This is a genomic window from Nocardiopsis akebiae (assembly GCF_018316795.1).
GTDB classification, from domain to species: domain Bacteria; phylum Actinomycetota; class Actinomycetes; order Streptosporangiales; family Streptosporangiaceae; genus Nocardiopsis; species Nocardiopsis dassonvillei.
Genome location: NZ_CP074132.1, coordinates 6,463,681 through 6,488,173 on the forward strand (window position 1 = coordinate 6,463,681; position 24,493 = coordinate 6,488,173).

The 24,493-nt window shown below is 71.3% G+C and carries 20 protein-coding genes and 2 pseudogenes; 11 read left to right on the plus strand and 11 right to left on the minus strand.

The annotated features are described in order from the left end of the window. The first annotated feature begins 59 nt into the window (after nt 1-59). The 3 genes from dnaJ to clpB all read left to right on the plus strand — a co-directional run bounded on the left by dnaJ (nt 60) and on the right by clpB (nt 4,407). Nucleotides 60-1,223, plus strand: coding sequence for a molecular chaperone DnaJ (gene dnaJ / locus KGD83_RS27730; RefSeq protein WP_212641843.1), 1,164 nt, complete (start codon nt 60-62; stop codon nt 1,221-1,223). Further along, a complete protein-coding gene (locus KGD83_RS27735; protein WP_013156454.1) occupies nt 1,220-1,705 on the plus strand; it encodes a heat shock protein transcriptional repressor HspR in 486 nt (161 codons plus the stop codon). The genes dnaJ and KGD83_RS27735 overlap by 4 nt, the downstream gene beginning before the upstream one ends. Nucleotides 1,706-1,791: 86 nt before the next feature. Further along, nucleotides 1,792-4,407, plus strand: coding sequence for an ATP-dependent chaperone ClpB (gene clpB, locus KGD83_RS27740; protein ID WP_212641844.1), 2,616 nt, complete (start codon nt 1,792-1,794; stop codon nt 4,405-4,407). 169 nt (nt 4,408-4,576) lie between these two features. On the opposite strand, the gene KGD83_RS27745 is transcribed toward clpB, so the two are convergent. From KGD83_RS27745 to KGD83_RS27760, 4 genes are all read right to left on the minus strand, one after another. After that, on the minus strand, nt 4,577-4,840 hold the full coding sequence (locus KGD83_RS27745) for a type II toxin-antitoxin system Phd/YefM family antitoxin (protein ID WP_212641845.1): 264 nt from the start codon (nt 4,838-4,840) through the stop codon (nt 4,577-4,579). Nucleotides 4,841-4,920: 80 nt separating this feature from the next. Continuing rightward, nucleotides 4,921-5,907: an NAD-dependent epimerase/dehydratase family protein gene (locus KGD83_RS27750; protein WP_212641846.1), complete on the minus strand. Its 987-nt coding sequence runs from the start codon at nt 5,905-5,907 to the stop codon at nt 4,921-4,923. Nucleotides 5,908-6,072: 165 nt separating this feature from the next. Further along, nucleotides 6,073-7,335 carry an RNA polymerase sigma factor gene (locus tag KGD83_RS27755; protein ID WP_212641847.1) on the minus strand — a complete coding sequence of 421 codons (1,263 nt, stop codon included), beginning with the start codon at nt 7,333-7,335 and terminating at the stop codon, nt 6,073-6,075. Between the two features lie 127 nt (nt 7,336-7,462). Next, nucleotides 7,463-7,903 carry a YciI family protein gene (locus KGD83_RS27760; RefSeq protein WP_212644638.1) on the minus strand — a complete coding sequence of 147 codons (441 nt, stop codon included), beginning with the start codon at nt 7,901-7,903 and terminating at the stop codon, nt 7,463-7,465. Nucleotides 7,904-8,199: 296 nt separating this feature from the next. Between KGD83_RS27760 and KGD83_RS27765 the strand changes: the two genes are divergently transcribed. From KGD83_RS27765 to KGD83_RS27775, 3 genes are all read left to right on the plus strand, one after another. After that, complete coding sequence (locus KGD83_RS27765) at nt 8,200-8,841, plus strand: OB-fold-containig protein (protein ID WP_212641848.1); 642 nt, start codon at nt 8,200-8,202, stop codon at nt 8,839-8,841. A 183-nt stretch (nt 8,842-9,024) separates the two neighbouring features. Continuing rightward, entirely contained in the window at nt 9,025-11,064 is a 2,040-nt protein-coding gene (locus tag KGD83_RS27770) for a flotillin family protein (protein ID WP_212641849.1), read from the plus strand. A gap of 10 nt (nt 11,065-11,074) precedes the next feature. Continuing rightward, nucleotides 11,075-16,105: a DNA repair ATPase gene (locus tag KGD83_RS27775; protein WP_212641850.1), complete on the plus strand. Its 5,031-nt coding sequence runs from the start codon at nt 11,075-11,077 to the stop codon at nt 16,103-16,105. 51 nt (nt 16,106-16,156) lie between these two features. Here KGD83_RS27775 and KGD83_RS27780 read toward each other — a convergent pair. The 3 genes and pseudogenes from KGD83_RS27780 to KGD83_RS27790 all read right to left on the minus strand — a co-directional run bounded on the left by KGD83_RS27780 (nt 16,157) and on the right by KGD83_RS27790 (nt 17,354). Further along, nucleotides 16,157-16,417: pseudogene (locus tag KGD83_RS27780) on the minus strand (Txe/YoeB family addiction module toxin). A gap of 2 nt (nt 16,418-16,419) precedes the next feature. Then, a pseudogene (locus tag KGD83_RS27785) lies at nt 16,420-16,665 on the minus strand (type II toxin-antitoxin system Phd/YefM family antitoxin); the annotation flags it as partial. A gap of 83 nt (nt 16,666-16,748) precedes the next feature. Then, nucleotides 16,749-17,354, minus strand: a complete 606-nt coding sequence (locus KGD83_RS27790; RefSeq protein WP_212641851.1) for a suppressor of fused domain protein — start codon at nt 17,352-17,354, stop codon at nt 16,749-16,751. 686 nt (nt 17,355-18,040) lie between these two features. Here KGD83_RS27790 and KGD83_RS27795 point away from each other — a divergent pair. Next, nucleotides 18,041-18,448, plus strand: a complete 408-nt coding sequence (locus KGD83_RS27795; protein WP_212641852.1) for a hypothetical protein — start codon at nt 18,041-18,043, stop codon at nt 18,446-18,448. Nucleotides 18,449-18,587: 139 nt separating this feature from the next. Here the strand turns inward: KGD83_RS27795 and KGD83_RS27800 are convergent, their stop codons facing one another. The 4 genes from KGD83_RS27800 to KGD83_RS27815 all read right to left on the minus strand — a co-directional run bounded on the left by KGD83_RS27800 (nt 18,588) and on the right by KGD83_RS27815 (nt 21,417). Next, nucleotides 18,588-18,728: a hypothetical protein gene (locus KGD83_RS27800; RefSeq protein WP_212641853.1), complete on the minus strand. Its 141-nt coding sequence runs from the start codon at nt 18,726-18,728 to the stop codon at nt 18,588-18,590. Between the two features lie 288 nt (nt 18,729-19,016). Beyond that, complete coding sequence (locus tag KGD83_RS27805) at nt 19,017-20,186, minus strand: methyltransferase domain-containing protein (RefSeq protein WP_212641854.1); 1,170 nt, start codon at nt 20,184-20,186, stop codon at nt 19,017-19,019. A gap of 428 nt (nt 20,187-20,614) precedes the next feature. Next, nucleotides 20,615-20,830: a hypothetical protein gene (locus KGD83_RS27810; protein WP_212641855.1), complete on the minus strand. Its 216-nt coding sequence runs from the start codon at nt 20,828-20,830 to the stop codon at nt 20,615-20,617. Between the two features lie 50 nt (nt 20,831-20,880). After that, nucleotides 20,881-21,417: an ATP-binding protein gene (locus tag KGD83_RS27815; protein WP_249352050.1), complete on the minus strand. Its 537-nt coding sequence runs from the start codon at nt 21,415-21,417 to the stop codon at nt 20,881-20,883. Between the two features lie 194 nt (nt 21,418-21,611). Between KGD83_RS27815 and KGD83_RS27820 the strand changes: the two genes are divergently transcribed. The 4 genes from KGD83_RS27820 to KGD83_RS27835 all read left to right on the plus strand — a co-directional run bounded on the left by KGD83_RS27820 (nt 21,612) and on the right by KGD83_RS27835 (nt 24,260). Further along, the gene (locus KGD83_RS27820; protein WP_174545931.1) at nt 21,612-22,424 is read left to right on the plus strand and encodes a helix-turn-helix domain-containing protein; all 813 of its coding nucleotides are present in this window, start codon (nt 21,612-21,614) and stop codon (nt 22,422-22,424) included. Then, nucleotides 22,421-22,666: a DUF397 domain-containing protein gene (locus KGD83_RS27825; protein WP_174545932.1), complete on the plus strand. Its 246-nt coding sequence runs from the start codon at nt 22,421-22,423 to the stop codon at nt 22,664-22,666. The genes KGD83_RS27820 and KGD83_RS27825 overlap by 4 nt, the downstream gene beginning before the upstream one ends. Nucleotides 22,667-23,016: 350 nt before the next feature. After that, entirely contained in the window at nt 23,017-23,760 is a 744-nt protein-coding gene (locus KGD83_RS27830; RefSeq protein WP_212641856.1) for a hypothetical protein, read from the plus strand. Beyond that, nucleotides 23,757-24,260, plus strand: a complete 504-nt coding sequence (locus KGD83_RS27835; RefSeq protein ID WP_212641857.1) for an ATP-binding protein — start codon at nt 23,757-23,759, stop codon at nt 24,258-24,260. The genes KGD83_RS27830 and KGD83_RS27835 overlap by 4 nt, the downstream gene beginning before the upstream one ends. Nucleotides 24,261-24,493: the final 233 nt, after the last annotated feature.

Genomic DNA, 24,493 nt, shown 5'->3' on the forward strand with positions numbered 1-24,493 from the left:
TGCGGGGTCACATGGAAGCATCGGACGCAACCGGCACCAGCGGGGGAAGGCACCAGTCGATGAGCACCAAGGACTACCTGGAGAAGGACTACTACAAGGTCCTGGGAGTCTCAAAGACCGCCTCGAAGGACGAGATCAAGCAGTCCTACCGCAAGCTGGCCAGGGAGAACCACCCCGACGCGAACGCCGACGACCCCGGCGCGGCCGACCGCTTCAAGGAGATCTCCGAGGCCTACAACGTCCTGTCGGACGAGAAGCGCCGCAAGGAGTACGACAACGCGCGGTCGCTGTTCGGCGGCTCCTACCGCCCCGGCGGCGGCACCGGCCCCGGCGGGTTCGACGTGGGCGACCTGTTCGGCCAGGGCACCGGCGGGACGGGGACCGCGGGCGGCGGCGAGCGGCTGAGCGACCTCTTCGGCGGGCTGTTCGGCGGCCGCGGGCGCGGCGGGACCACCCGCAGCAGACGCGGCGCCGACATCGAGACCGAGACGACACTGACCTTCCGCGAGGCGGCAGAGGGGGCCACGCGCTCCTTCCAGCTGGCCAGCGAGGCGGCCTGTCCCACCTGCAAGGGCACCGGCGCCAAGTCGGGCACCGCCCCGCGGATGTGCCCCAAGTGCTCCGGCACCGGGCACGAGAACACCAACCTGGGCGGCTTCTCGCTGTCCGAGCCGTGCAGTGAGTGCAAGGGCCGCGGCCTGGTCGTGGACGACCCCTGCCCCACGTGCAGCGGCAGCGGGCGCGGCAAGAGCACCCGCACCGTCCAGACACGCATCCCCGGCGGCGTGACCGACGGGCAGCGGATCAGGATCAAGGGCAAGGGCGCGCCGGGCGAGAACGGCGGCCCGGCGGGTGACCTCTACGTCGTCGTACGCGTGAAGGAGCACCCGGTGTTCGGCAGGAGCGGCGACAACGTGACTATCACCGTCCCGGTGACCTTCCCCGAGGCGGCGCTGGGCGCGGACGTGCGCATCCCCACCCTCAACGGCTTCCCGGTGACCGTGAAGGTCCCGCCGGGCACGCAGAACGGGCACAAGCTGCGGGTGCGCGGCAAGGGCGCGAACCGCAAGGACGGCACCACCGGCGACATGCTCGTCACGATCGAGGTGGCGGTACCGAGGACTCTCAACGGGGACGCACGCGAGGCTCTGGAGAAGTTCCGCGCCGCGACCTCCGACTACGACCCGCGCGACGGACTCGAAACGCGGGCGAAGGGTGCGTGAACGACGTGAACGACTCCTTCGGCGCTGACGCTCCGGTCTACGTGATCTCGGTCGCCGCGGAGCTCGCGGGGATGCACCCGCAGACCCTGCGCCAGTACGACCGACTGGGGATCGTCTCGCCGGGCCGTGCGTCCGGCCGGGGACGCCGCTACTCCATGCGCGACGTGCAGACGCTGCGCCAGGTGCAGCGGCTGTCCCAGGAGGAGGGCATCAACCTCGCCGGGATCAAGCGGATCCTGGAACTGGAACACGAGGTCGAGCAGCTGCGGGAGCAGGTGTTCCACCTGGCCAACGAGCTGGAGGCGGCCCGCCGGGCGGTGGCCCGCCGGGGTCGCCCGGCCGACGGCGGCACGGGGGTGCGCGGCGAACTGGTGCGCCGCACCCGCGTGACGATCTTCAACACCGCCGAGCCCGGGAACGACGACGAGGAGCGGGGCAGGGGCCGCGGCGCCCCGGGCCGCGCCGACGACGAGCAGGACTGACGGAACTCCGCCACGGCGACACGGGGGCGCGGTCGGCCGTCGGACATCACCCCCCGTGACACGACTTGTGAAAGGAGTCACCGCGCATGAACTACAAGCTCACCAAGAAGAGCCAGGAGGCCCTGTCGGTGGCGATCCGCCGGGCCACCACGGACGGCAGTCCGCAGACGGAGCCCGTGCACCTGCTGGCGGCCCTGCTGGACCAGGCGGAGGGCATCACCCGCCCGCTGCTCAAGGAGGTCGGGGCCAACCCGGACGCGCTCCGGGACAAGGTCGAGGCGGCCGTCGGCGCGCTGCCCAAGGCGGCCGGTTCCACGGTCAGCTCGCCCAGCTCCTCGCGCCAGCTGATCGTCTCCATCAACACCGCGGCCCAGCGCGCGCAGCAGATGGAGGACGAGTACGTCTCCACCGAGCACCTGCTGGTGGGGCTGGCCGCGGACGGCGGCGAGGCGTCGAAGCTGCTCACCGAGGCCGGTGCCACCCCCGACGCGCTCCTGGAGGGGTTCGAGCGGGTGCGCGGCTCGGGCAAGGTGACCTCGGAGAACCCGGAGGACACCTACCAGGCCCTGGAGAAGTACGGGGTGGACCTGACCGAGCGGGCCCGCGAGGGCAAGGTGGACCCGGTGATCGGCCGCGACGGCGAGATCCGGCGGGTCATCCAGGTGCTCAGCCGCCGCACCAAGAACAACCCCGTGCTCATCGGCGAGCCGGGCGTGGGCAAGACCGCGGTCGTGGAGGGCCTGGCCCAGCGGATCGTGGCCGGTGACGTGCCGCAGTCCCTGGTGGGCAAGCGGCTGGTGAGCCTGGACCTGTCCGCGATGGTGGCGGGCGCCAAGTACCGGGGCGAGTTCGAGGAGCGGCTCAAGGCGGTGCTCTCGGAGATCAAGGAGTCCGAGGGCCAGGTCATCACGTTCATCGACGAGCTGCACACCATGGTGGGCGCCGGCGCCGCCGAGGGCGCCATGGACGCGGGCAACATGCTCAAGCCCATGCTGGCGCGCGGCGAGCTGCGCATGGTGGGCGCGACCACCCTGGACGAGTACCGGGAGAAGATCGAGAAGGACCCCGCCCTGGAGCGGCGCTTCCAGCAGGTCATGGTGGGCGAGCCCTCCGCCGCGGACACGATCGCGATCCTGCGCGGGCTCAAGGGCCGCTACGAGGCGCACCACAAGGTGCAGATCGCCGACTCGGCCCTGGTGGCCGCCGCGACCCTGTCCGACCGCTACATCACCGCGCGGTTCCTGCCGGACAAGGCGATCGACCTCATCGACGAGGCGGCGTCCAGGCTGCGCATGGAGATCGACTCCAGCCCGGTGGAGATCGACGAGCTCCAGCGCACCGTGGACCGCCTGAAGATGGAGGAGATGGCGCTCGACAAGGAGTCGGACCCGGCCAGCCGCCAGCGGCTGGAGCGGCTGCGCGCGGACCTGGCCGACCGGCAGGAGCAGCTCAACGGGCTCGTGGCCCGCTGGGAGCAGGAGAAGGCCGGCCTCAACCGGGTCGGTGAGCTCAAGGGGCAGCTCGACGACCTGCGCACGCGGGCCGAGCTGGCCCAGCGCGAGGGCGACTTCGGCGAGGCCTCCCGGCTGATGTACGGGGACATCCCGCAGCTGGAGAAGCAGGTCGAGGAGGCCAGCCGGGACGAGGAGAGGGCGGCCAGCCGGGGCGACGCCACCATGGTCAAGGAGGAGGTGGGCGCCGACGAGGTCGCCGACGTGGTGTCGGCGTGGACCGGCATCCCCGTGGGGCGTCTCATGGAGGGCGAGACCTCCAAGCTGCTGCGCATGGAGGACGAGCTGGGCAGGCGCCTCATCGGGCAGAAGGACGCCGTGGCCGCGGTGTCGGACGCGGTGCGGCGGGCGCGGGCGGGCATCTCCGACCCGGACCGGCCGACGGGGTCGTTCCTGTTCCTGGGCCCCACGGGCGTGGGCAAGACCGAGCTGGCCAAGGCGCTGGCGGAGTTCCTCTTCGACGACGAGCGCGCGATCGTGCGGATCGACATGAGCGAGTACTCCGAGAAGCACTCGGTGTCGCGGCTGGTGGGCGCTCCCCCCGGTTACGTGGGGTACGAGGAGGGCGGCCAGCTGACCGAGGCCGTGCGCCGCCGCCCGTACACGGTGGTGCTGCTGGACGAGGTGGAGAAGGCGCACCTGGAGGTGTTCGACACCCTGCTCCAAGTGCTGGACGACGGCCGCCTGACCGACGGCCAGGGCCGTCAGGTGGACTTCCGCAACACCATCCTGATCCTCACCTCCAACCTGGGGTCGCAGTTCCTGGTGGACCAGTCGCTGGAGGAGTCGGTGCGCCGCGACCGCGTGCTCGACGTGGTGCGCGCGACGTTCAAGCCGGAGTTCCTCAACCGGCTGGACGACGTGATCATGTTCGACGCGCTGTCCACCGAGGACCTGACGCGGATCGTGGACCTTCAGGTCGACAAGCTGGCCCGGCGGCTGGCGGACCGGCGGCTGGGGCTGGAGGTGACGGCGGGCGCCCGCGAGTGGCTGGCGCTGACCGGCTACGACCCCAACTACGGCGCGCGTCCGCTGCGCCGGCTGGTGCAGTCCTCGATCGGCGACCCGCTGGCGCGCGAGTTGCTGTCGGGCGACCTGGCCGAGGGGGCCACCGTGGTGGTGGACGTGGCCGAGGGCGCGGACAGGCTCCGGGTGACCTCGCGCGGCGCCGGGGAGGCGCCGGTGGCCTGACCCGGGCGCCGGGTCGTACACGGAGAAGCAGCGCGAAGGGCCGTCTCCAGGGGAGGCGGCCCTTCGCCGTGTCCGCGGCCGCCCGGTTGGCTCTCAGACCGGGATGACCCGTACGACGCTGTCGAGACCGACGAAGTCGCAGGTACCGAGGGCGCCCTCATCGAACCGGTCAGCCACGGTCGCCCTCCCCGACCCTGCCCTCACCACCGAAGAACGCGTCAGCTTCCCCGCGCATCAGTGCGAAGCCCACCCGGAGGAGCCTACGATGCCGTTCCGCCAGTTGCTCCGCGGTGAGGCGCCGACGACGCGGAACCGGGCTGACCCGGGCCACCTCAACCCCGTTGCGGGTCACGTGGAAGGTCTCCCCCGCCTCGACCTCTTCCATGGCGGAAGCCGCGTTGTTACGGAACTCGCGCTGGGTGATGGTCTTCATGCTCCCAGTGCGGCCCGAGGTGTCCCACCGTGCCATGCCCCGGCTCGGGGGCGGCCGGAGCACGAGAGCGCGAGGCTGGATCAGGCTCCGGCGAGCAGGCGGGCCTCCACCTCCGGGTCCAGGCCGACGCGGGGGCGGTCGGGGCGCTGTGGCGCGCCGCCCTCCAGGCCCCTCAGCCAGGTCCAGGTGTCGGCGACGGTCTCGGTCACCGGGCGGCAGCGCAGCCCCGTCGCGAGCGCCCTGGACACGTCACCCCGGTGCAGGGTGTCGTACAGCTCGCCGGGGGGCACCCACACCGGCAGCTCGGTCCACGGCTGGACGCCCGCGTCGAGGATGACCCGGGGGTCGGTCCAGCGCAGTTCGGCGTCCGATCCCGTGACCGCCGCGCACGCCTCCAGGAGCCGCTCGGTGGTGGTGTGCCCCGGCGGGCTCACCAGGTTGTGGGGGCCGCCCAGCCCGGCCTCGGCGGCGTCGAGGGTCCAGGCGGCCAGGTCGCGCGCGTCCACGTACTGCAACGGCAGGTCGCGCGGTCCGGGCGCCAGGACGGGACCGCCCCGGGCGATCCGCTCCAGCCACCAGGGCAGGCGGCCGATGTTCTCGTACGGTCCGAGGATCAGTCCCGCGCGCACCGACAGGGCCCGCTCCGCGAAGGCCGCCTCCGCCGCCAGCTCGCCGCCCCGCTTGTCCCGCGCGTAGTCGGTGCTCTCGGCCTCGGGCGAGGCGTCCACGACCGGCCCGTCCTCGTCCAGTCCGGGCGGGGCGGGGGACGCGTAGACGGAGCGGCTGGAGACGTAGGAGTAGTGCCCGGCCCGGTCGGCGAGCAGCTTCGCGGCGGCGGCCACCGCGGACGGGGCCCCCGACCAGGTGTCCACGACGGCGTCCCATCGTCCTTCGGCCAGCGCGCCGAGCCCGCCCGCCCCGGTGCGGTCCCCGTGCAGGGCGGTGGCACCGGGGGGCGCGGGGTGCCTGCCGCGGTGGAAGACGGTGACGTCCCAGTCCCTGGCGAGCGCGTCCTCCACGACCGCCCGCCCCACGAACTCGGTACCGCCCAGAACCAGAAGTCTCATGTCCGGGAGTCTGCCGGTCTGCGGCCCGACCCGCCAGGGTTTCCTGCTCAGGGCAGAACCGCGCGCGGGTCCGGCGAGCGGGAGTTCCGATATCGCCGGCGTCACCGGCCAACCGACGACGTGGGTCGTTCCGGCGGGAACCCTCCGAGCCCCGGACCGGCCCGGTCAGTCCTCGCAGGCGCGGGCGCGGTCCAGGAGCAGCGAGCGCTCGCGCTCGTTGCGGGTCAGGGACGCCGCGCGCTCGAACTCGGCGCGGGCCTCGGCCCGGCGGTCCAGCCGCACGAGCAGGTCCGCGCGCACGGCGGGCAGCAGGTGGTAGTCGCCCATCCCCGGCTGGTCCCGGAGCGCGTCCACGATCTCCAGCGCGGGCTCCGGGCCCGAGGCCATCGACACCGCCACCGCCCGGTTCAGCTCCACGACCGGCGATCCGGTGGCCCGGACCAGGGCCAGGTACAGCCCGGCGATGACCGTCCAGTCGGTGTCGGCGGCGGTGACCGCCCTGGCGTGCTCGGCCGCGATGGCCGCCTGGAGCACGTAGGGCCCGCCGGGTCGGCTCCGGTCCGGCGGCAGCGCCCTGATCAGGGCCTCCATCCCGCGTGTGATGAGCAGGCGGTCCCAGAGCGCGCGGTTCTGCTCGGCCAGGGGGACGGGTTCCCCGCCGGGTCCGACGCGGGCGCGCAGCCGCGAGGCGTGCAGCTCCATCAGCGCCACCAGCCCGTGCACCTCGCGCTCCTCGGGCAGAAGCTGGGCGAGTACGCGGCCCAGGCGCATCGCCTCCTCGCACAGCGTGGGGCGCGTCCACTCCGTGCCCGAGGTGGCGGTGTAGCCCTCGTTGAACACCAGGTAGACGACCTCCAGCACGGAGGCCACCCGGGCCTGGCGGTCCTCGCCGACGGGCACCTCGAAGGGCACCCTCCTCTTGGCCAGGGTGCGCTTGGCGCGCACGATGCGCTGGGCGACGGTGGACTCGGACACCAGGAAGGCCCGGGCGATCTCCTCGGTGGTGAGCCCGCCGAGCAGGCGCAGGGTGAGCGCGACGCGTGCCTCGGTGGACAGCACCGGGTGGCAGCACACGAACATCAGCCGCAGGAGGTCGTCGCCGAAGTCCTCCTCCAGTACGGCGTCGAACTCGGCCCGCCCGTCGTGCTCGGCGATCTCGCGGCCGAGGTCGGCCATGCGCCGCTGGAAGCGCTCGTCGCGGCGCCAGCGGTCGAGCACGCGGCGCTTGGCGACGGTGGTCAGCCAGGCGCCGGGTTTGTCGGGAACCCCGTCGCCGGGCCACTTCTCCAGTGCGCTGACCAGCGCGTCCTGGGCGAACTCCTCGGCGAGGCCGACGTCGCCGACCATGCGGGTGAGCGCTGCGACGAGGCGGGCCGACTCGATACGCCAGACCGCCTCGACCGCGCGCGTGGCGTCGGTGTGGCTCACGGGGCAATCTCAGCACCACGGGCACCCCGCCGCAAGCCCGCGCGGCGGCGCCGTGCGGGCCGTGCGCGACGCCCGGCGCGGCCCGCGGGTGCGCCGGAGCGCCGCGGACCGCACCGGCACGGTCGGGTCAGCCGCCGTGCGAGTACCCCTCGGCGCGCAGCTCGCGCTCGCGCTCCTTGAGGTGCTCGGGCATCTCGTCGCCGAAGTCGTCGGTGTCGAAGATCCGCCGCAGCACCAGGCTCATCTCGGTGTCGTCGCCCTCCGGCGGGTGCGGGCAGCGCTTGGCCCACTCCACGGCCTCCTCGTGCGAGGACACCTGGATGACCCAGTACCCGGCGACGAACTCCTTGGCCTCCGCGAAGGGCCCGTCGGTGACGGTCGCGCCGCCGTTGCTGAAGGTGACCCGGGTGGCCTCGGAGGCGGGGGCCAGACCGTCCCCGGCGAGCAGGACACCGGCCTTGACCATCTGCTCGTTGTAGGCGGCCATCTCCTCGAAGACCTCCGGGCCGGGCTCGTAGTCGGCGGCCTCGGACTCGGCGGTCGACATGATCGACATCATGTAGCGCATGGTGTTCGCCTCTCGTGCGGTGTGGGGGTCCGTTCCCCCGCTCTCGTCCACACGTCGAACGGCACCGCACCGGATCGACACCTCCCCGGATTTTTTTCTCGGGGTTCTTCTCCGCACCCGCGCCGCACCGCTCGCCGGGCCCGCTACCCGCCCGTCCGCCGGGTCCGCGCCGCACCGCTCGCCGGGTCCGCGCCGCGTCCCGGTGGCCGCAAACGGCCAAGGGGACGCCCGCCCGCGTCGCGAAGCGGGCGGTTCGGTAGAGTTCCGGCACGGTGCGGCGCGGAGGAGGGTGACGGGTGGGGATGTTCCTGGACACCGCCTTCGGTTTCCCGACCGTGCTGTTCACCCCGCTGCTTGTCGTCGTCGCGGTCTACTGGCTGCTCGTCTCGGTCGGCGCCACCGGTTCCGACGCGCTCGACAGCGTGGACGACTCGGGTGAGGCCGCGGGTCTGAGCTCCCTGATGAGCCGTGTCGGCCTGGGTGGGGTCCCGGTCACCGTGTCGCTGAGCTCTCTGATCTGCGTCGCCTGGTTCGTGAGCATGATGGGAAGCATCATGACCAGCCTCCTCCACACCACCTCCACACCCCTGCTCATCGCCCTGGGCCTGGTGGTCCTGCTGATCGCGCTCGTGGCCGCGTGGGCGGTCACCAGCGGCCTGGTCATGTCGGTGCAGCGCTTCCTGCCCAGCCGTAGCAGCGGTTCCAAGAACGAACTGGTCGGACGCACCTGCGTGATCCGCATCGGCGAGGCCAACGAGGGCTTCGGCCAGGCCGAGATCACCACCGCGGGCGGCGCGGCGATCTCCATCCCGGTGCGCACCACCGGCGGCGAGGTCCTGCCGGTGGGCAGCACCGCCCTGATCTTCGACCACAGCGCCGAGCAGGACGTCTTCCTGGTCACCTACTTCGACGCCGCGCTGGACCCCGGACAGGGCTGAGCCCGCGACGCCGCGGCTTTGCGGCCGTCAAGTAGAAGGTGGTACGCGGAACCGTTCGCGACCGCGCGGCGTCACATATGTCGAGCGCCCCCGACCGGGGGCCGGATCCCCGCCGCCGTACCCCCGCTCCCGACGCGCTTTCACCCCTCTTACGCACATCCCCTTGCAGAAAGAGACCCCCACGTGTTGCTGAGTGCCACCGCGAACGGCCAGGAGGCCGCGTCCGCGGCCTTCCTGACCGTCGGCGTCGCCCTTGCCGTCGGCGTCGTCGTCCTGATCGCCCTGCTCCTCATGGTCACCCGCCTCTTCCGCAAGGTCGAGCAGGGCAAGGCGCTGATCATCTCCAAGGTCCGCGACGTCCACGTCACCTTCACGGGCGCGATCGTCCTGCCGGTCCTGCACAAGGCCGAGATCATGGACATCTCGCTCAAGACGCTGACGGTGGACCGGCGCGGTCGCGAGGGCCTGACCTGCAAGGACAACATCCGCGCAGACATCAAGGTGTACTTCTACGTCCGGGTCAACGAGACCGCGGAGGACGTCAAGAAGGTCGCCAAGTCCATCGGCACCGAGCGCGCCAGCCACCAGGACACGCTCCAGGAGCTGTTCAACTCCAAGTTCTCCGAGGGCCTGAAGACCGTCGGCAAGCAGTTCGACTTCGAGGAGCTGTTCACGCACCGCGAGCAGTTCCGCCAGGCGATCATCTCCCTGATCGGCACCGACCTCAACGGCTACAGCCTGGAGGACGTGGCCATCGACGAGCTGGAGCAGACGCCGCTGCACCAGCACGACGCCAACAACATCCTCGACGCGCAGGGCATCTCCAAGATCACCGAGCGCACCTCGATCGAGCACAAGCGCACCAACGAGTTCGAGAACGACCGGCGCAAGGAGATCGACCGGCAGAACACCGAGACGGCCGAGACCCTCGCCGAGCTGGAGAAGCGCCGCGAGGAGGCCGCCGCCAAGGCCAAGCGCGAGATCGAGATCATCCGCGCCCGCGAGGAGGCCGAGACCGCCCGCGTGCAGGCCGAGGAGCGCCTCAAGTCCGAGACCGCCAACATCCGCACCTCCGAGGCGCTGGGCGTCCAGCACCAGAACCAGCAGCGCGAGATCGCGGTGGCCGAGAAGAACCGCGAGCGCGTCATCGCCATCGAGAGCGAGCGCATCGAGAAGGACCGCCTGCTGGAGGTCATCGGGCGCGAGCGCGAGACCGAGCTGAGCCGCATCGCCAAGGACAAGGAGGTCGAGGCCGAGAAGCGCGAGGTCGCCGACGTCGTCCGCGAGCGGATCGCCGTGGACCGCACCGTGGCCGAGCAGGAGGAGGCCATCAAGCGCCTGCGCGCCGTCGAGGAGGCCGAGCGCACCCGCCAGGCCGTCATCATCCAGGCCGAGGCCGAGGCCCAGGAGAACCTGGTCAAGGACATCAAGGCCGCCGAGGCCGCGGAGGCCGCCGCCAAGCACAGGGCCGCCGAGGAGCTCACCCTGGCCGAGGCCCGCCAGCAGGCCGCCGAACTGGACACCCGCGCCAAGATCCGCCTCGCCGAGGGAATCCAGGCCGAGGCCGCCGCGGCCGGTCTGGCCGAGGTGCAGGTCCGCCACCAGGACGCCGAGGCCATCGAGAAGGTCGGCCGCGCCGAGGCCGCCGTGGCCAGCGAGAAGGCCCGTGTCGAGGCCGAGGCCGTGGAGCAGAAGCTGCGCGCCGAGGCCGCCGGTCTCACCGACAAGGCCGAGGCCATGGCCGCCCTGGACCAGGTCAGCCGCGAGCACGAGGAGTACCGCCTGCGCCTGGAGGCCGAGAAGGAGATCCGCCTGGCCGGGATCAACGTGCAGCGCGAGGTCGCCGAGGCCCAGGCCACCGTGCTGGCCACCGGCCTGGAGAACGCCGACATCAACATCGTCGGCGGCGACGGCGCCTTCTTCGACCGCATGGTGGGCTCCATCGGTCTGGGCAAGGCCGTGGACGGCTTCGTCGGCAACTCCAAGACCGTGCAGGCGCTGGGCGGCAACTGGCTCAACGGCGAGGGCGACTTCGCCGCGGACATGCGCGGGGTGCTGGCCTCGGTGGACACCGAGGACGTCAAGAACCTCACCGTCTCCGCGCTGCTGCTCAAGCTGATCGGTGCGGGCGGCCCGCAGGCCGACAAGCTCGACGGCCTGCTCGGCACCGCCCGCTCCCTGGGCGTGGACCAGCTGCCCGCCTCCGCCCTCGCCAAGCAGTAGGGGAACCTTCGTGACAGAGGCCCTGTCCCAGGAGACCGAGGGGCCGGACGCCGGGGACGCGCGTTCGCTGGACGCGGGCACCTACGAGGTGCTCCGCGCCCGGCTGCGCGAGCAGACCGGCGAGCTGGCCCGGCGGACCGAACGGCTCAACGCGCGACGGCTGGAGGTGTTCGGCGGCACCGAGCTGACCCTGCTCGGCACCGAGCGCGTGCGCACCGAGCACAACTGCGTGCCACGGGACATCGTGAGCGTGGGGCGTCCGGCCGCGGACGGCGCCGACGGCGCCGTGATCCTGTTCGGCTACAACGTGTTCATCGGCATGCAGCGGGAGACCCACGTCCCCGACGTGTTCTCGCTGCACCGCTACGAGCGCGCCGACGACGGCTTCGCCTTCGCCGACGCGGACGGGGGCGCCGTCCCCGGGCTGCTCGACGACGAGCGGTTCCAGCAGGACTTCGGCCAGCTCTACCGGTACTACCGCGACGCGCGCCTGCTCCAGTTGCGCCGGGTCGAGGAGCGGCTGCTGGCCGTGTTCCAGACCGGCCCGCGCACCGAGGACGTGCGAGTGCTGCGGTGGTCGGTGTCACCGACGGGCGAGATCGCCTACCTCGACGCGCGCGGCGAGCGCGACCACGTGTTCCCGCCCGCGCACGACTTCACGTGGGTGGAGGCCACCCGCGAGGACCACGTGGCGGGCCGCCACCCGCACATCTCGATCCTCGACGAGCTGTTCGTGGAGACCGTCGGCGGCGACCTCACCATCAAGGTGGAGAACAACACCGAGGTCGGCGAGGGCGTCTACAGCGAGCCCGTGGACGAGCCGTTGCAGAGCCTGGCCGACGCGTCGGTGCACCACGCGCGGGTGGGCCCGCTCATCCTGCTGCGCGTGCTGCCCTACAACGAGACCGAGTGGCGCCACCTGGTCTTCAACACGCGTACCAAGGAGGTCGAGCGCCTCGACGGCATCGGCCAGTCCTGCCAGCGCCTGCCCGACGACCAGGGGCTGATCTTCCCCGGCGGCTACTACCTGGCCACCGGGGTGGCGCGGACCTTCGACACCGACGTCACCGACCTGGAGTTCGAGCGCGTCGTGCGCTCGCCCAACGGCGAGGACGTGCTCTACGTCTTCCACTCGCGCGCGGACGGCCGCAGCCTGCTGCTGCCCTACAACACCATCCGCAAGGAGGTCGCCACCCCGATCGTCTGCCACGGGTACTCGCTGTTCGACGACGGCACCATGACGGTGTTCCGCGACAACTCGGGCGAGCCGACCCGCGTGCACCCGATGCAGGTGTGGCAGACGCCGTACGCGTCGGACGTGTACGCGGCGGCGCAGCCGGTGGGGACCGGCCCGCTGGAGCGGATCGGCAACGCCGAGCTGGTGCGGGGCGTGTCCGAGTGCCTGTCGGTGGCGCGCATGGCCGAGGACATGCGGCCCTCCACCGAGGTGTTCGAGGCGCTCATGGCCGCCTGCCGCCGGGTGTCGGACCGGTTCCACTGGCTGGGAGAGGAGGAGCTGGGCGACCTGGCGGCGCCCCTGTCGCAGGTGCGCGACACCGCCGCGCGGGTGCTGGAGGAGTTCGAGACCGTCCAGACCCTGACCCGGCAGGCCGCCGAGACCCTGGCCGGGGCCGAGGAGGAGGCGGCCTCGCTCATCCGCACCGCCCGCGGGGAGGCCCCGCGCACGGCGGAGGGCTGGGTGGCGCGGCTGACCGGGCTGCGCCGCGCCCAGGGCCGGGCGGCCACGCTGCGCGAGACGCGCTACGTGGACACCGACCGCCTGGATGAGCTGGACGGCGGACTCGCCGAGGAGATCGACGCCACCGGCCGCCGCACGGTGGCCTTCCTGGAGCGCGACGACGCCTTCGCCGGGTACCACGACGAGGTGGCGCGGCTTGTCGCCGACGCCGAGGGAATCGGGGCGGTCAGCGCGGCGACGGCGGTCGGCGAGCGCATCGCCGAGCAGACCGAGGGCCTCCAGGTGGTCACCGAGGTCGTCGGCTCGCTGGACATCGGCGACGCCCAGGTGCGCACGCGCATCCTGGAGCGGGTCAGCGAGGTGATGGCCGGGATCAACCGGGCGCGCGCCACACTGGAGGCGCGGCGCGGCGAACTGCTCGCCCTGGAGGGGCGGGCGGAGTTCGCGGCCGAGTTCGCCCTGCTCGGGCAGGCGATCACGGGGGCGCTGGCCGCCGCCGACACCCCGGACCGGTGCGACGAGCAGCTGGGGCGGATCATGCTCCAGCTGGAGAACCTGGAGACGCGGTTCGCCGAGTTCGACGACTTCCTCGGGGAGCTGGCGGACAAGCGCGAGGACGTGTACGAGGCGTTCTCCACCCGCAAGCAGGGGTTGGTGGACGAGCGGGCGCGGCGGGCCGACCGCCTGGCGTCGTCGGCCGCCCGCGTGCTGGAGAGCGTTCAGCGCCGGGTCGCGACTCTGGACACGCTGGAGGACGTCAACACCTACTTCGCCTCGGACGCGATGGTGTCGCGGCTGCGGCGCACCTCCGAGGAGCTGCGCGCGCTCGGCGAGACCGTGCGCGCGGAGGAGCTGGACGGGCAGGTGCTGGCCGCCCGGCAGGAGGCGGGCCGGGCCCTGCGGGACCGCGCCGACCTCTTCGAGGGCGGTGCGGGCGGCGAGACGATCCGGCTGGGCCGGCACCGCTTCGCCGTGAACACCCAGCCGATCGACCTCACCCTCACCCCGCACGGCGGGGAGATGTCGGTGGCGATCACCGGCACCGACTTCCGTGCGCCGGTCACCGACGAGGGGTTCGGGCGGACCCGGCACCTGTGGGACCGGGTGCTGGTGTCGGAGAGCCCGCAGGTGTACCGGGCCGAGTACCTGGCCGCGTCGGTCCTGGCCGCGGCCGAGGAGGGCGCGCAGGGGCTGTCGCCGGAGCGGCTGGCCGAGGCGGACGCGGGGGGCCGGGACGGGTCGTCGCTGCCGGACCTGGTGCGCGGCTTCGCCGAGGCCCGCTACGACGAGGGCTACGAGCGGGGCGTGCACGACCACGACGCCGCGCGGATCCTGTCGGTGCTGCTGCGGCTGCGCGCGGGCGCCGGGCTGCTGCGGTACCCGGGCGCGACGCGTGCCGCCGCGCAGGTGTTCTGGGCCTTCGGCGCCGACGAGGAGCGGCGGTCGGCGTGGCGGACCCGGGCCGGTTCGCTGGCGCGGGCCCGCGAGGTGTTCGGGGTGCGCGGGTCGGCCGCGGTGGACGCGCTGCGCGCGGAGCTGGCGGCGGCCGTGGACGGGTTCCTCACCGACACCGGGCTCCACCAGGAGGCCGATCTGGACCTGGTGGGCGAGTACCTGTTCGAGGAGATCGCGGCGGAGGGGCCCGGGGAGCGGGGGTTCGTGACCGGCGCGGGCGCCCGTCTGCTGCTGGACCGGTTCCACCGGGCGGTGGGCAGTGCGCAGGAGAGCACCCGCAAGGCCTTCGAGGAGGACCTGCGCGCGCTCGACGGCGACCTGAACGCGCGCCACCAGCTCGTGGCGGCCTGGTTGGAGGCGTTCGCGACCACCCTGGAGGAGGTGGACCCGGGCGACCTGCCGGAGGCCGCCGCGATCGAGCTGACCGGCGGCGCGGTGGAGCGGTACGAGTCGTCGGCGGCCGTCGCGGAGGACGTGGACGGGCTGCTGGGGTCGCACCCGCGCGTGCGCGAGCGCTCCCTGGAGCTGCGGCTGGACGAGTTCCTGCCGCGCACCCGCCGGTTCCGGTTGGAGGAGGTGCCCGCCTACCGGGACTTCCAGCGGCGCCGCAACGAGCTGGTGGCGGCCGAGCGCGAGCGGCTGCGGCTGGAGGAGTACCGGCCCAAGGTGATGAGCGGGTTCGTCCGCAACAGGCTCCTGGACGAGGCGTACCTGCCGCTGATCGGCGACAACCTGGCCAAGCAGCTGGGCGCGGCCGGGGACGACAAGCGCACCGACCAGAGCGGCCTGCTGCTGCTCATCTCCCCGCCCGGCTACGGCAAGACCACGCTCATGGAGTACGTGGCCAGCCGTCTGGGGCTGGTGTTCGTCAAGGTCAACGGGCCAGCGCTCGGGCACGCGGTGACCTCGCTGGACCCGGACGAGGCGCCGGACGCCACCTCACGCCAGGAGGTCGAGAAGATCTCCTTCGCGCTGGAGATGGGCGCCAACACGATGCTGTACCTGGACGACATCCAGCACACCAACCCCGAGCTGCTCCAGAAGTTCATCTCGCTGTGCGACGGCCAGCGGCGCATGGAGGGGGTGTGGAACGGGCGGACCCGGACCTACGACCTGCGGGGCAAGCGCTTCGCGGTGTGCATGGCGGGCAACCCGTACACGGAGCAGGGCAAGCGGTTCCGGCTTCCGGACATGCTGGCCAACCGCGCCGACGTGTACAACCTGGGCGACGTGCTGGCGGGCAGGGAGGAGCTGTTCGCGCTGAGCTACGTCGAGAACGCGCTCACCTCGAACCCGACCCTGGCCCCGCTGTCCACGCGGAGCAGGGATGACGTGTACCGGTTCGTGCGGATGGCGCGGGGCGACGACTCGGTGGGCGCGGACCAGCTCGACCACCCCTACTCGGCGGTCGAGGTGGACCGGATCGTGTCGGTGCTGCGCAAGCTGCTGCGGGTGCAGGAGGTGGTGATGACCAACAACGCGGCCTACATCGCCTCCGCGGCGCAGTCGGAGGAGGCGCGCACCGAGCCGCCGTTCCGGCTCCAGGGCTCGTACCGCAACATGAACCGGCTGGCGGAGCGGATCGTGCCGGTCATGAACGACGCCGAGGTGGAGGCCGTGATCGACGACCACTACATGGGCGAGGCGCAGACCCTGACCTCGGGCGCGGAGGCCAACCTGCTCAAGCTCGCGGAGCTGCGCGGGGTCATGACCCCCGAGCAGGAGGCCCGGTGGACGGAGGTCAAGGAGGCCTTCCGGCGCGGCCGAGCGCTGGGCGGCGCCGAGGACGACCCGATGACCAGGGCCATCGGCGCGATGGGCCTGCTGGCCGACCGGGTGGGCGAGATCGGCGCCGCGATCGGGCGGGAACGGGGCTCCGGGCACTGACCGGATGACAACGTGCGGGCCGCCACCCGCTGCGGGTGGCGGCCCACATGATCATTTCCCGTGGTGGTACCGGAAGGCGGCGATGCGGATCTCGTCCCCGCCGATCCGGTAGACCAACCGGTGTTCGTCGGTGATCCGCCGGGACCAGTACCCGTGGAAGCCGTGACGGAGGGGTTAGGGCTTGCCCATGCCGTCGTTTCCGTTGCGGTCGATGTCCTTGATCAGGGTGTTGATGCGTTTGAGGATCTCGCGGTCCCGGCCCTGCCACCAGACGTAGTCCTCCCAGGCGCCCTGCGCCCGGACGAGGTCCATTCGGCCAGGCCCCGCTCCATGCCCTGGTCGGACTCCGACTCCTCGACGGCGGTGACGAGGCGTCGCGCGTTCTGGGGGCTGCGGAGGAGGTAGGCGGTCTCCTTGAGTGTCTCGTACTCCGACAGCGCCATCATGACCACGGGCTCGTGTCCGGCTCTGGTGATCACGACCTCCTCGCGGTCGTTCACGACGGAGTCGAGCGTGGCCGCGTAGTTCGCGCGGGACTCCGAGTAGCTCACCGTCTTCACAGCTGCGCCTCCTGGTTCCGTCACCGCTCCCATCATGTACAGCATTCCGTACGCATGCTGCTGGGCTGTCGTCTCCGGTGGGGTCAGAGGCGGACGGGTTCGCGCGAGGGGTCGGTGACCATCCTCGGGTCGCGGTCACGCAGGAGGGCGACGAGCGGCGCGGCGGTCCCCGCCTGCTGGATCGCCTCGCCCTCCTCGGCCAGCAGACCGACGAGCTGGAAGAAGAGGACGATCCCGTTGGGGGTGTCCATGGCGCGGATCTCGGTGTCGGGGACGATGACCAGCGAGGTCATGTCGCCGTTGGCGGGCTCGCCGCCGAGCGGGGACGGGGTGACGATCCAGTGGCCCACGTCCAGGTCGCTGCCCGCGACGAAGCGGTCGGCCAGGGCGTGCATGACGCGCAGGATCCAGGCGGGCACGGCCTCGTCGCCGTCCTCGCGCGGGACGCGGCAGGTGAACTCGAAGCCCGACCCGGAGACGCGGGGCTCCCCGCTGGTCTTCTCCCCCAGCTCGGTCAGGCCGAAGGACACCAGCAGCCAGTGGCCGTCCAGGGGGTAGGCGAGCACCCCGTCGAGACCGTCGGCGGGCTTGCCGTCCGGCGCGAACTGGATGGTCAGCGGCTGCACGTCGGGGTACCGCTCCGCCCACTCCTCGTAGATCCGGACGAGTCCGGGCAGCATCTCCAGCATCGCGTCGTCGCTCTCCAGCTCGGGTGACGGGTCCGGGTCCGAGGATACGAGCGCGCCGTGAGCGCGCGGGCCGGGGACGGATGCGCCGGGACGCCGAACGGGCGCGGCGCGGGCGGTCGACCGCGGGCGGAAGGCCGGGGGCTCCCCGAGGAGTGTTCGGGCGGCGCGGAACCGCCGGGCCCGCCCGGGAGAATCCGCGCGTTCTCCCGGAAAGGAGAACCGCGGAGCCCGAACAAGCATCCAAGGCGAACGGGTCGATTTACACGACTCATGCGTCCGCCGATAGGAGGCGGCCGCCCCGCCGTGGACAAATCGGGGGAACCAGCGACGGCTAACGGGATATTTAGCTCCCGCCATTGATCATGGGTACCGGCTGCGAGGCCCCCCCCGGCCACGGAACACCTGGGGTCGAGCCAGCCTGCACAGACAGCGATACCGAACAGGCGAAGGTCCATCCTTCCCTCACCCGGACAACACAAACCAACCCTGCACGATCAACCCTTGAAATTTCATGGCGGAATCTCTGATCTCCCTGGAACGACGCCACTGCAGCACCCCAGGATTTCACCGATATCCTCGACACGTGTTTGAGCAGCCCGACTAGGGGAAAGTCGACACATAACGCACTCATCCCCCAATCCCTGGTGAGTCAATTAACACACCGCTCCCCATAGGAAAGGAACACGATGAATCGCGACATCCGCACGAGCGCGCTGGCCGTTCTCTCCGCAGGCCTGCTCACCCTCGGTGCGACCGGCTTCAGCCCGGCGGCGGCCGCCGAGCAGCAAGGAGCCGGGAACCAGGGTGTGGAGGCCAGCGCCGACGGGTTCACCGGAACCCTCTCCGGCGAGGTCGTGCACCTGGCTCCGTACGAGTACCTCGTCGGTGACCAGGCGTTCTACGTCACCGAGGACACCGAGATCCTCGGCGGCCTGTACACCTGCGCACCCGAGGTCCCCAACGACGACATGACCGGGACCGTGGAGTGCGACATGGAGGAGTTCGAGGCCGAGCTGAAGGACGGGACCGTCGTCCTGGCCGGGGTCGAGGTCGAGGACGGCATCGCCCAGACGATCACCGAGTTCCAGCCCTGATCCCCGGGAACCGGGACAGCGGCTGAGAGGGCCCGAAGGGGCGGCACTCCTCCACGGAGTGCCGCCCCTTCCCTGTGACCTCAGCCGTTCCGCGCGGCGGCAGTGCACACACCGGCCCCCAACCGGAGGGGGCCGTTGCCTACGGGAGCGGCAGCGGCCAGCGCTGGTCGCTCTCCGCCGAACCGAACCGCACGTGCTGGTCCCCGGGCGTGACGGTGACGCCGAAGGCGCTCCAGCCCGGCTGGCCGTTGGCGAGCCACCACCGGTGCGCTTCCTCCACCCGCGCCCCCGGGCAGGGCGTCGGTCACCGGTTCTCCGGCGATCCCGATGGTCAGCGTCTCGTCGGCGTAGACGTGGCGGACCCAATCCTCACGCTGGTCGGGGTCCTCGCCGGACAGGAGCCTGTAGCGCGCGCCCCGCGGGGTTTCCTCGTGCAGGGCGAAGGCCGGGACGAAGACGCCCCGGTCCACGCGTCGGAACGCCTCGGTTAGGCGGTCGCCGGGCACCAGCGCGCCCTCCTCGACCAGAAGGTCCACAAGCGCGGACGAGGGTTCGGATACGACTCCGGTCAGGCCTGGCCGTTCTCCGTTCGTCCGGCGGCGCTCTGCCCCGTGGGAAGGACGTTGTTGGGGTCGTCCAACCACACGCGTTGGCCCCCGCTGGTCACGGTCACGCCGAACCGGGAGTGTTCCGGGCGGCCCGCCTCCCGCCACCAGGCGTGGGCCCCGGCCAGCTCGTCGAAGAGGCGGCGCGGGCCGTGCTGGCGAACCCCGAACTCATGAGAGCCGGACCGGATCCGCCACGAGGCCCACGAGCCCGAACCGGGGTCCATCAGGTACACCGTGTAGTCCGGGTTGCCCGGCACGTCGTCGTCGAAGACCAGCAGGTCCTTCATGCCGGGGACCCGCAGGCCGATCGCGAAGCTCGCGTCGAAGTCACCGACCGGCTCGTACGGGTGCAGGTCCGTGGTGCTCTCGGCGTACTCGTGGTCGGGACGGACGCGCTCTTCGAGCGTGCCGTGCGGCGTCCGCTGGCCGCGCACCCACATGAAGCCCGCGTTCCCGCCGAACCTCCCGGACGCCGTTCCGTCCGCTCCGACCCGGAGGCGGAGCAGCGTGCCGTTGTGGAAGCTCGTCCCCCACGGGGTCACGACCCGCCCGCCGGGCGCCGTCTGCTCCACCCACGGGTAGGGAACCCGCTGGACGGCGGCGGTCGCCAGCACCCGGTCGTAGGGGGCGTCGGGCGGACAACCCTTCTCACCGTCCCCGACGACCACATGGACACCGTGGCCCTCCAGGTTCTCCTCGGCCCGCGCGGCCACGGCCGGGTCGATCTCCACCGACGTCACGTTCCCGGCACCGACCCTGTCAGCGAGCAGCGCGGCGTTCCATCCGGTTCCGGTGCCGATCTCCAACACCCGCTGACCGGCGGCGAGGTCGGTGGCCTCCAGCATCAGCGCCACGATGCTCGGCATGGACGCCGACGAGGAACTGTATCCGCGCCCGGTCGGGTCTCCGTCGTCGATCTGGGTGATGACCGGCCGGTCGGCGTAGCAGGCACGCGACCACGCCTCGGGGTCATCGGCCCTGTCGAGGGTTGTCAGCTCGTCCCCGTCCTCGACCCAGATGCGGTCGGGGATGAAGCGGTGGCGGGGAACCCGCTCGAAGGTGTCCCGCCAGGCCGGGGAGGGGGCGATCTCCTCGACGAGGCGGGACGAGAGGTGTTCGGGGTTGGTCATTTGTCGTCGCGCTCGTGCTTTCCTCCGCCACTGCCACCGTCGTTGGGGGTGGGCGGCGGAATGGGGCGGTCGGGCTTGTGGCCGTCGCTGGTCGACTTGTCCTCACGTTTGCCCATGGCGGTCTCCTCGGTGTGAGAGGGCGGTTGATGTGAAGGTAGTCCCGCCAGCACGCTGCGTCAGGACATTGGCCGGGATCGGTCTGTCCGTGTGACCGGGTGCTGACAGGGGAAATGCGGTCCTCTGGTCGGTTCAGGTAGTGGTGCGGAGGGTGTCGATGAGGCGGGCGATCTGCGCGCGGGACTCGCCGTCGGGCGACTCCAGCAGTGTCGAGAGGTTCGTGGAGGACATAGGGAGTTCCTTCCTTGCTTCGGATACCTCGCGCCAGGTCGGCAGACCGTCGCGGACGCGCGGACCGGCTCGTGGCGGCGCTACGGGATAGGGGCGGATTCATCCGGCTGATTCAGGAGGACGGCGATGTGTTCCTTGGGGTAGCGGCGTGCTCCGCCCGGGGTGCGGAAGGGCCGGAGGACGCGGTCCCAGTCGCCTCGGTGGAGGCTGCGGGGGCGGATGTTGAACAGGGCGGCGACTTCGCCGGGGGTGAAAACGTCGGGGCGACCGTCGAGGAGGTAGCTGTAGTCGGGCATGAGGCGCTTTCCGTGTTCGGCGGGTGGGCGTAGCGAGGCAGTGCCGTTCCTCAGACCTTGGTGGTGGGAGCCCCGGCCCGCTTCTCCCCGGCGCGGTCGATGAGGGCGCGCACCGTCAGGGGTTCGCCCGCGTTGCCCGTCCAGTCCCAGGACACCGACAGCTCGTCCAGCATCAGCAGCCCGTTGCCGGTGGCCTCCAGCGGTTCCGTGGGCTTTCGCGGACGCGGAAAGCGGACGGGCTGGTCCGGCCTGGGGCCGTCGTCAGTGACCGTCAGGGTGTAGGTGTGGGGCTTGCGATGCAGCGTGACCCGGACGGTGCCGCCGGGGTCGCCGGAACGGCTGTGCTGCTGCGCGTTGGTGACCAGCAGGCTCACGGCAAGCACCAGCGGAAAGGCCGCACGGCGCGGGGAGCGGGCGTTGCGGTAGGCCCAGTTCCGGGCGATCCCGACGTGGCGGGGGTCGCTGCCCAGGACGATGCCGCAGCGGTCGGAGTCGTCGAACCGCATCCGCCAGGGCGGTTGGAGCGTCGGCGTTCGGCGGCCGGTAACGCCTTCCGGGGTGGACTGACGAGGGATAGCCTGGTTCATGTTCGTACCTGTTGTCGTGAGAAGCACGGGTTCCGGACCAGGTCCCGGGGTTGTCAGTACAGCCGCCGGGACTTTTCTTCGGCCGTCGTCACAGTCTCATCGGAAGGCTCATCTGATCTACCGATCGCTGGGAAATGCGAAATTCTCAGGTAAACCCTGTTGGCGCCTGATAGCGGACTGGTAAGAAGCTGTGCATGGCGAACGAGGTCGATCCGAAGGCTCGGAAGTTCGGCGCCGAGGTGCGCCGGTTCCGTGAACAGGCGGGACTTTCACAGAGCAGGCTGGCAAGCCTGCTACCAGCGTCCCAGGCGACGGTCAGTGATATCGAGCTGGGAAAGACGCCTGCCAAAAAGGACACGGCGGAACGAATTGACCAGGCGCTTAACAGCGAAGGTCGCCTGGTCGCCGTGTGGGAGGAACAGCACGAGGCCTACACGCCGCCGGACTGGTACAGGAAACTGCCGATCGTGGAGCAGAGGGCCACCCAGATTCAGCAGTACCACCCGTTGCTCATCCCCGGACTTCTACAAACGCGCGACTACATGCGCGCCTCGATCCGGGCAGGAAACCGGGCTGACTCGCAAACGGCGGTGGAAGCGAAGGCGAAGGAGCGCACCGAGCGACAGGTCATCCTGGCCCGCGATGACGCCCCCTTCTTCTCGGTTGTCCTAGACGAGACCGTGCTGTACCGGCGTCTCGGCAGCCCTGACACCATGAGGGAACAGCTTGGGTACCTGTTGGAGGTCTCCACGCGGAGCAGAGTGGAGATCCTGGTCGTCCCCGCCGATACCTGGGACCACCCGGGACTCGACAACGGCTTCATGCTGCTGAGAGTCCCGGACGCCGGGATGCTCCTCTACCTGGAGACCGGATCAGTTGGAGGCGTGATCGTCGACGCGGACACTGTCGAAGAACACGTATCCCGCATGGGAGACCTGCGGGGATTCGCACTCCCTCCGGATCAGTCACGGTCGCTGCTCAAGAAAGCACAAGGAGAAGTTGAGTGATGATCGAAGGAACGTGGTACAAGTCCACGTACAGCAAGGCTGAAACCAACTGCCTGGAGGCCCGCTTGAACACCCCCTCATGGCACAAGAGCAGCTACAGCATCGCCGAAACCAACTGCGTCGAGGTCGCCGAGGGTGCCACCACCGCCGTGCGGGACACGCAGAACCGCGAGCTGGGACACCTGTCGTTCGCGGCCACCGAGTGGACCGCGCTCGTGGACTCGCTCAAGAGCCTCGGCTAGCCACCGGGAGCTACGGAGCGGCGCTCCTCGTGTGGTGCCGCTCCTTCTTTATGCCTCCACACAATTCCGGACATTCACAACAAAAGCCATCAGTTGCGGCGTTAGATACCAACCAAAGTGAACCCGGCGGAGCCAGCCAATAACCCCTCTACAGGGCCCTGAGCTGCGGCGATGCCATCAAGCCGAAATTACCCTGGAGTAGTTCGCAGAAAAGTTCGCTTCCACTCCACCCCTGCCCTTAATCTGACACCGGACACACAACTCCATCCACACAATGACCCCGCGACGGTTAGACACCGTCCGGGGCCGTGGCCAGCAACTCCACCCTTTGAGACAAGGAAATTGCCAGCATGCGCCAGTTTAGCGCTGCGGCCCTGATCCGTGCCCTCGGCACGGTCAAGGCCCTCTTCGCGCCCCCGTGCGGACGCCACTCCGCCACCGGCGGCCGTCGCCGCCGCTCCACCCGGGTCCGCCGCTACGTCCCGGTTCCCGCCCAGGTCCGCGTTCCGGTCGAGGCCGCCACACCTCCCGCACGAACCGACCGGGCTCCCGAGCCGCCCAGGCACCCCGAGCGCCCCGCCGCTCCCGGCCCTGTTCCCGGCTCCGTCCCCGCCGCCGCTCCCGCTCCAGCCGCCGCGCCCCGTCTGGCCCCGCCGAGCGCACGCTTCCCCGCCGACGACATCGCCCTGGTCCGCCCCTACTACGCGGCCCGAGAACAGGCCCGCGCAGAGGCTCGCGCGGGAACCCGCGAACCCGGAGCCGCGCGGGTCCGGCACGAGGTCACCATCCGTCTCGACCAGCAGCCCAGCACGAACACCCCGTTCTCCGGCGACCTCCTGGCGACCGGCTCCGTCCCGGTCCCGGCCCGGGTTCCCGCCCCGGTCCCCGCGCGGGCCTCCGACCCCGCTCCGACCCCGGTACCCGCCCCTCGCCCTCCGTCCCCCGCCTGCGAGGACCCCGAGGACTGGCGCGCGTTCACCCGGCTCGCCCGCGTCTGGCTCGACCAGCAGCAGCAACGAACCGAGCGGACGCAGCGAGCACAGCAGACACATCAGCCCCGCGCGGAGCACTGCCGACAGGCGGTCCCGGCATGATCTTCCTGACCACGCCCAAGGTTCCGCGCCCCCTCGTCCGCTGGGAGCACCGCGTCTACCCGGGAACACTGGACCAGCTCGCGCGGGTCCGCGCCGACCTCGCGGCCGACCTGGCCGGTTTCGACGGCGACTTGGTCGAGACCGTGCGGCTGTGCGCCAGCGAGCTGTTCGCGAACTCCGTCAAGTACACGGATTCAGGAGAGAGGGACGGCGAGGTCGTCCGCGCGCTGTCGATGCCCAACGCGCGAACGCTCCGGTTCTCGGTGAGCGACTGCGGCGGAGGCGGCGCGATCCCGGCCGTCCCGGAGGAACGGACGGAGGACGAGTGGAACTGGGCCGAGGGCCAGCGCGGGCTGCTGCTCGTGGAGAACCTGTCCACAGCCTGGGGACACTTCCGTCTCGCCCCCTGGGCCGACCTGGGAACCCACGTGTGGGCCGCCTTCGCCGTCCCCCCGGGCGGCGCCCCGCCCGCCACGCGCCCCTACGTCCTCATCGACTGAGGCCGGATTCCGGGCGGGGCGGGGAGGCCCGGGCCAGCGCCTCCCCGCCCCGCGCGAGCCCGCGAACAGCCCGTTCAGCGCGCCTCACGAAAACTCGCCCCTCCTTTTGGTATCCCCTGGGACACAACTCCCTCCCTCCCACTGGCGCCGGTCGCTACTGGGTAGTAACATTGACTTGTTACTAGTCGGTAGATCCGCGTGTACAGACACCGCGGCCAGGGACACAGCGGAGC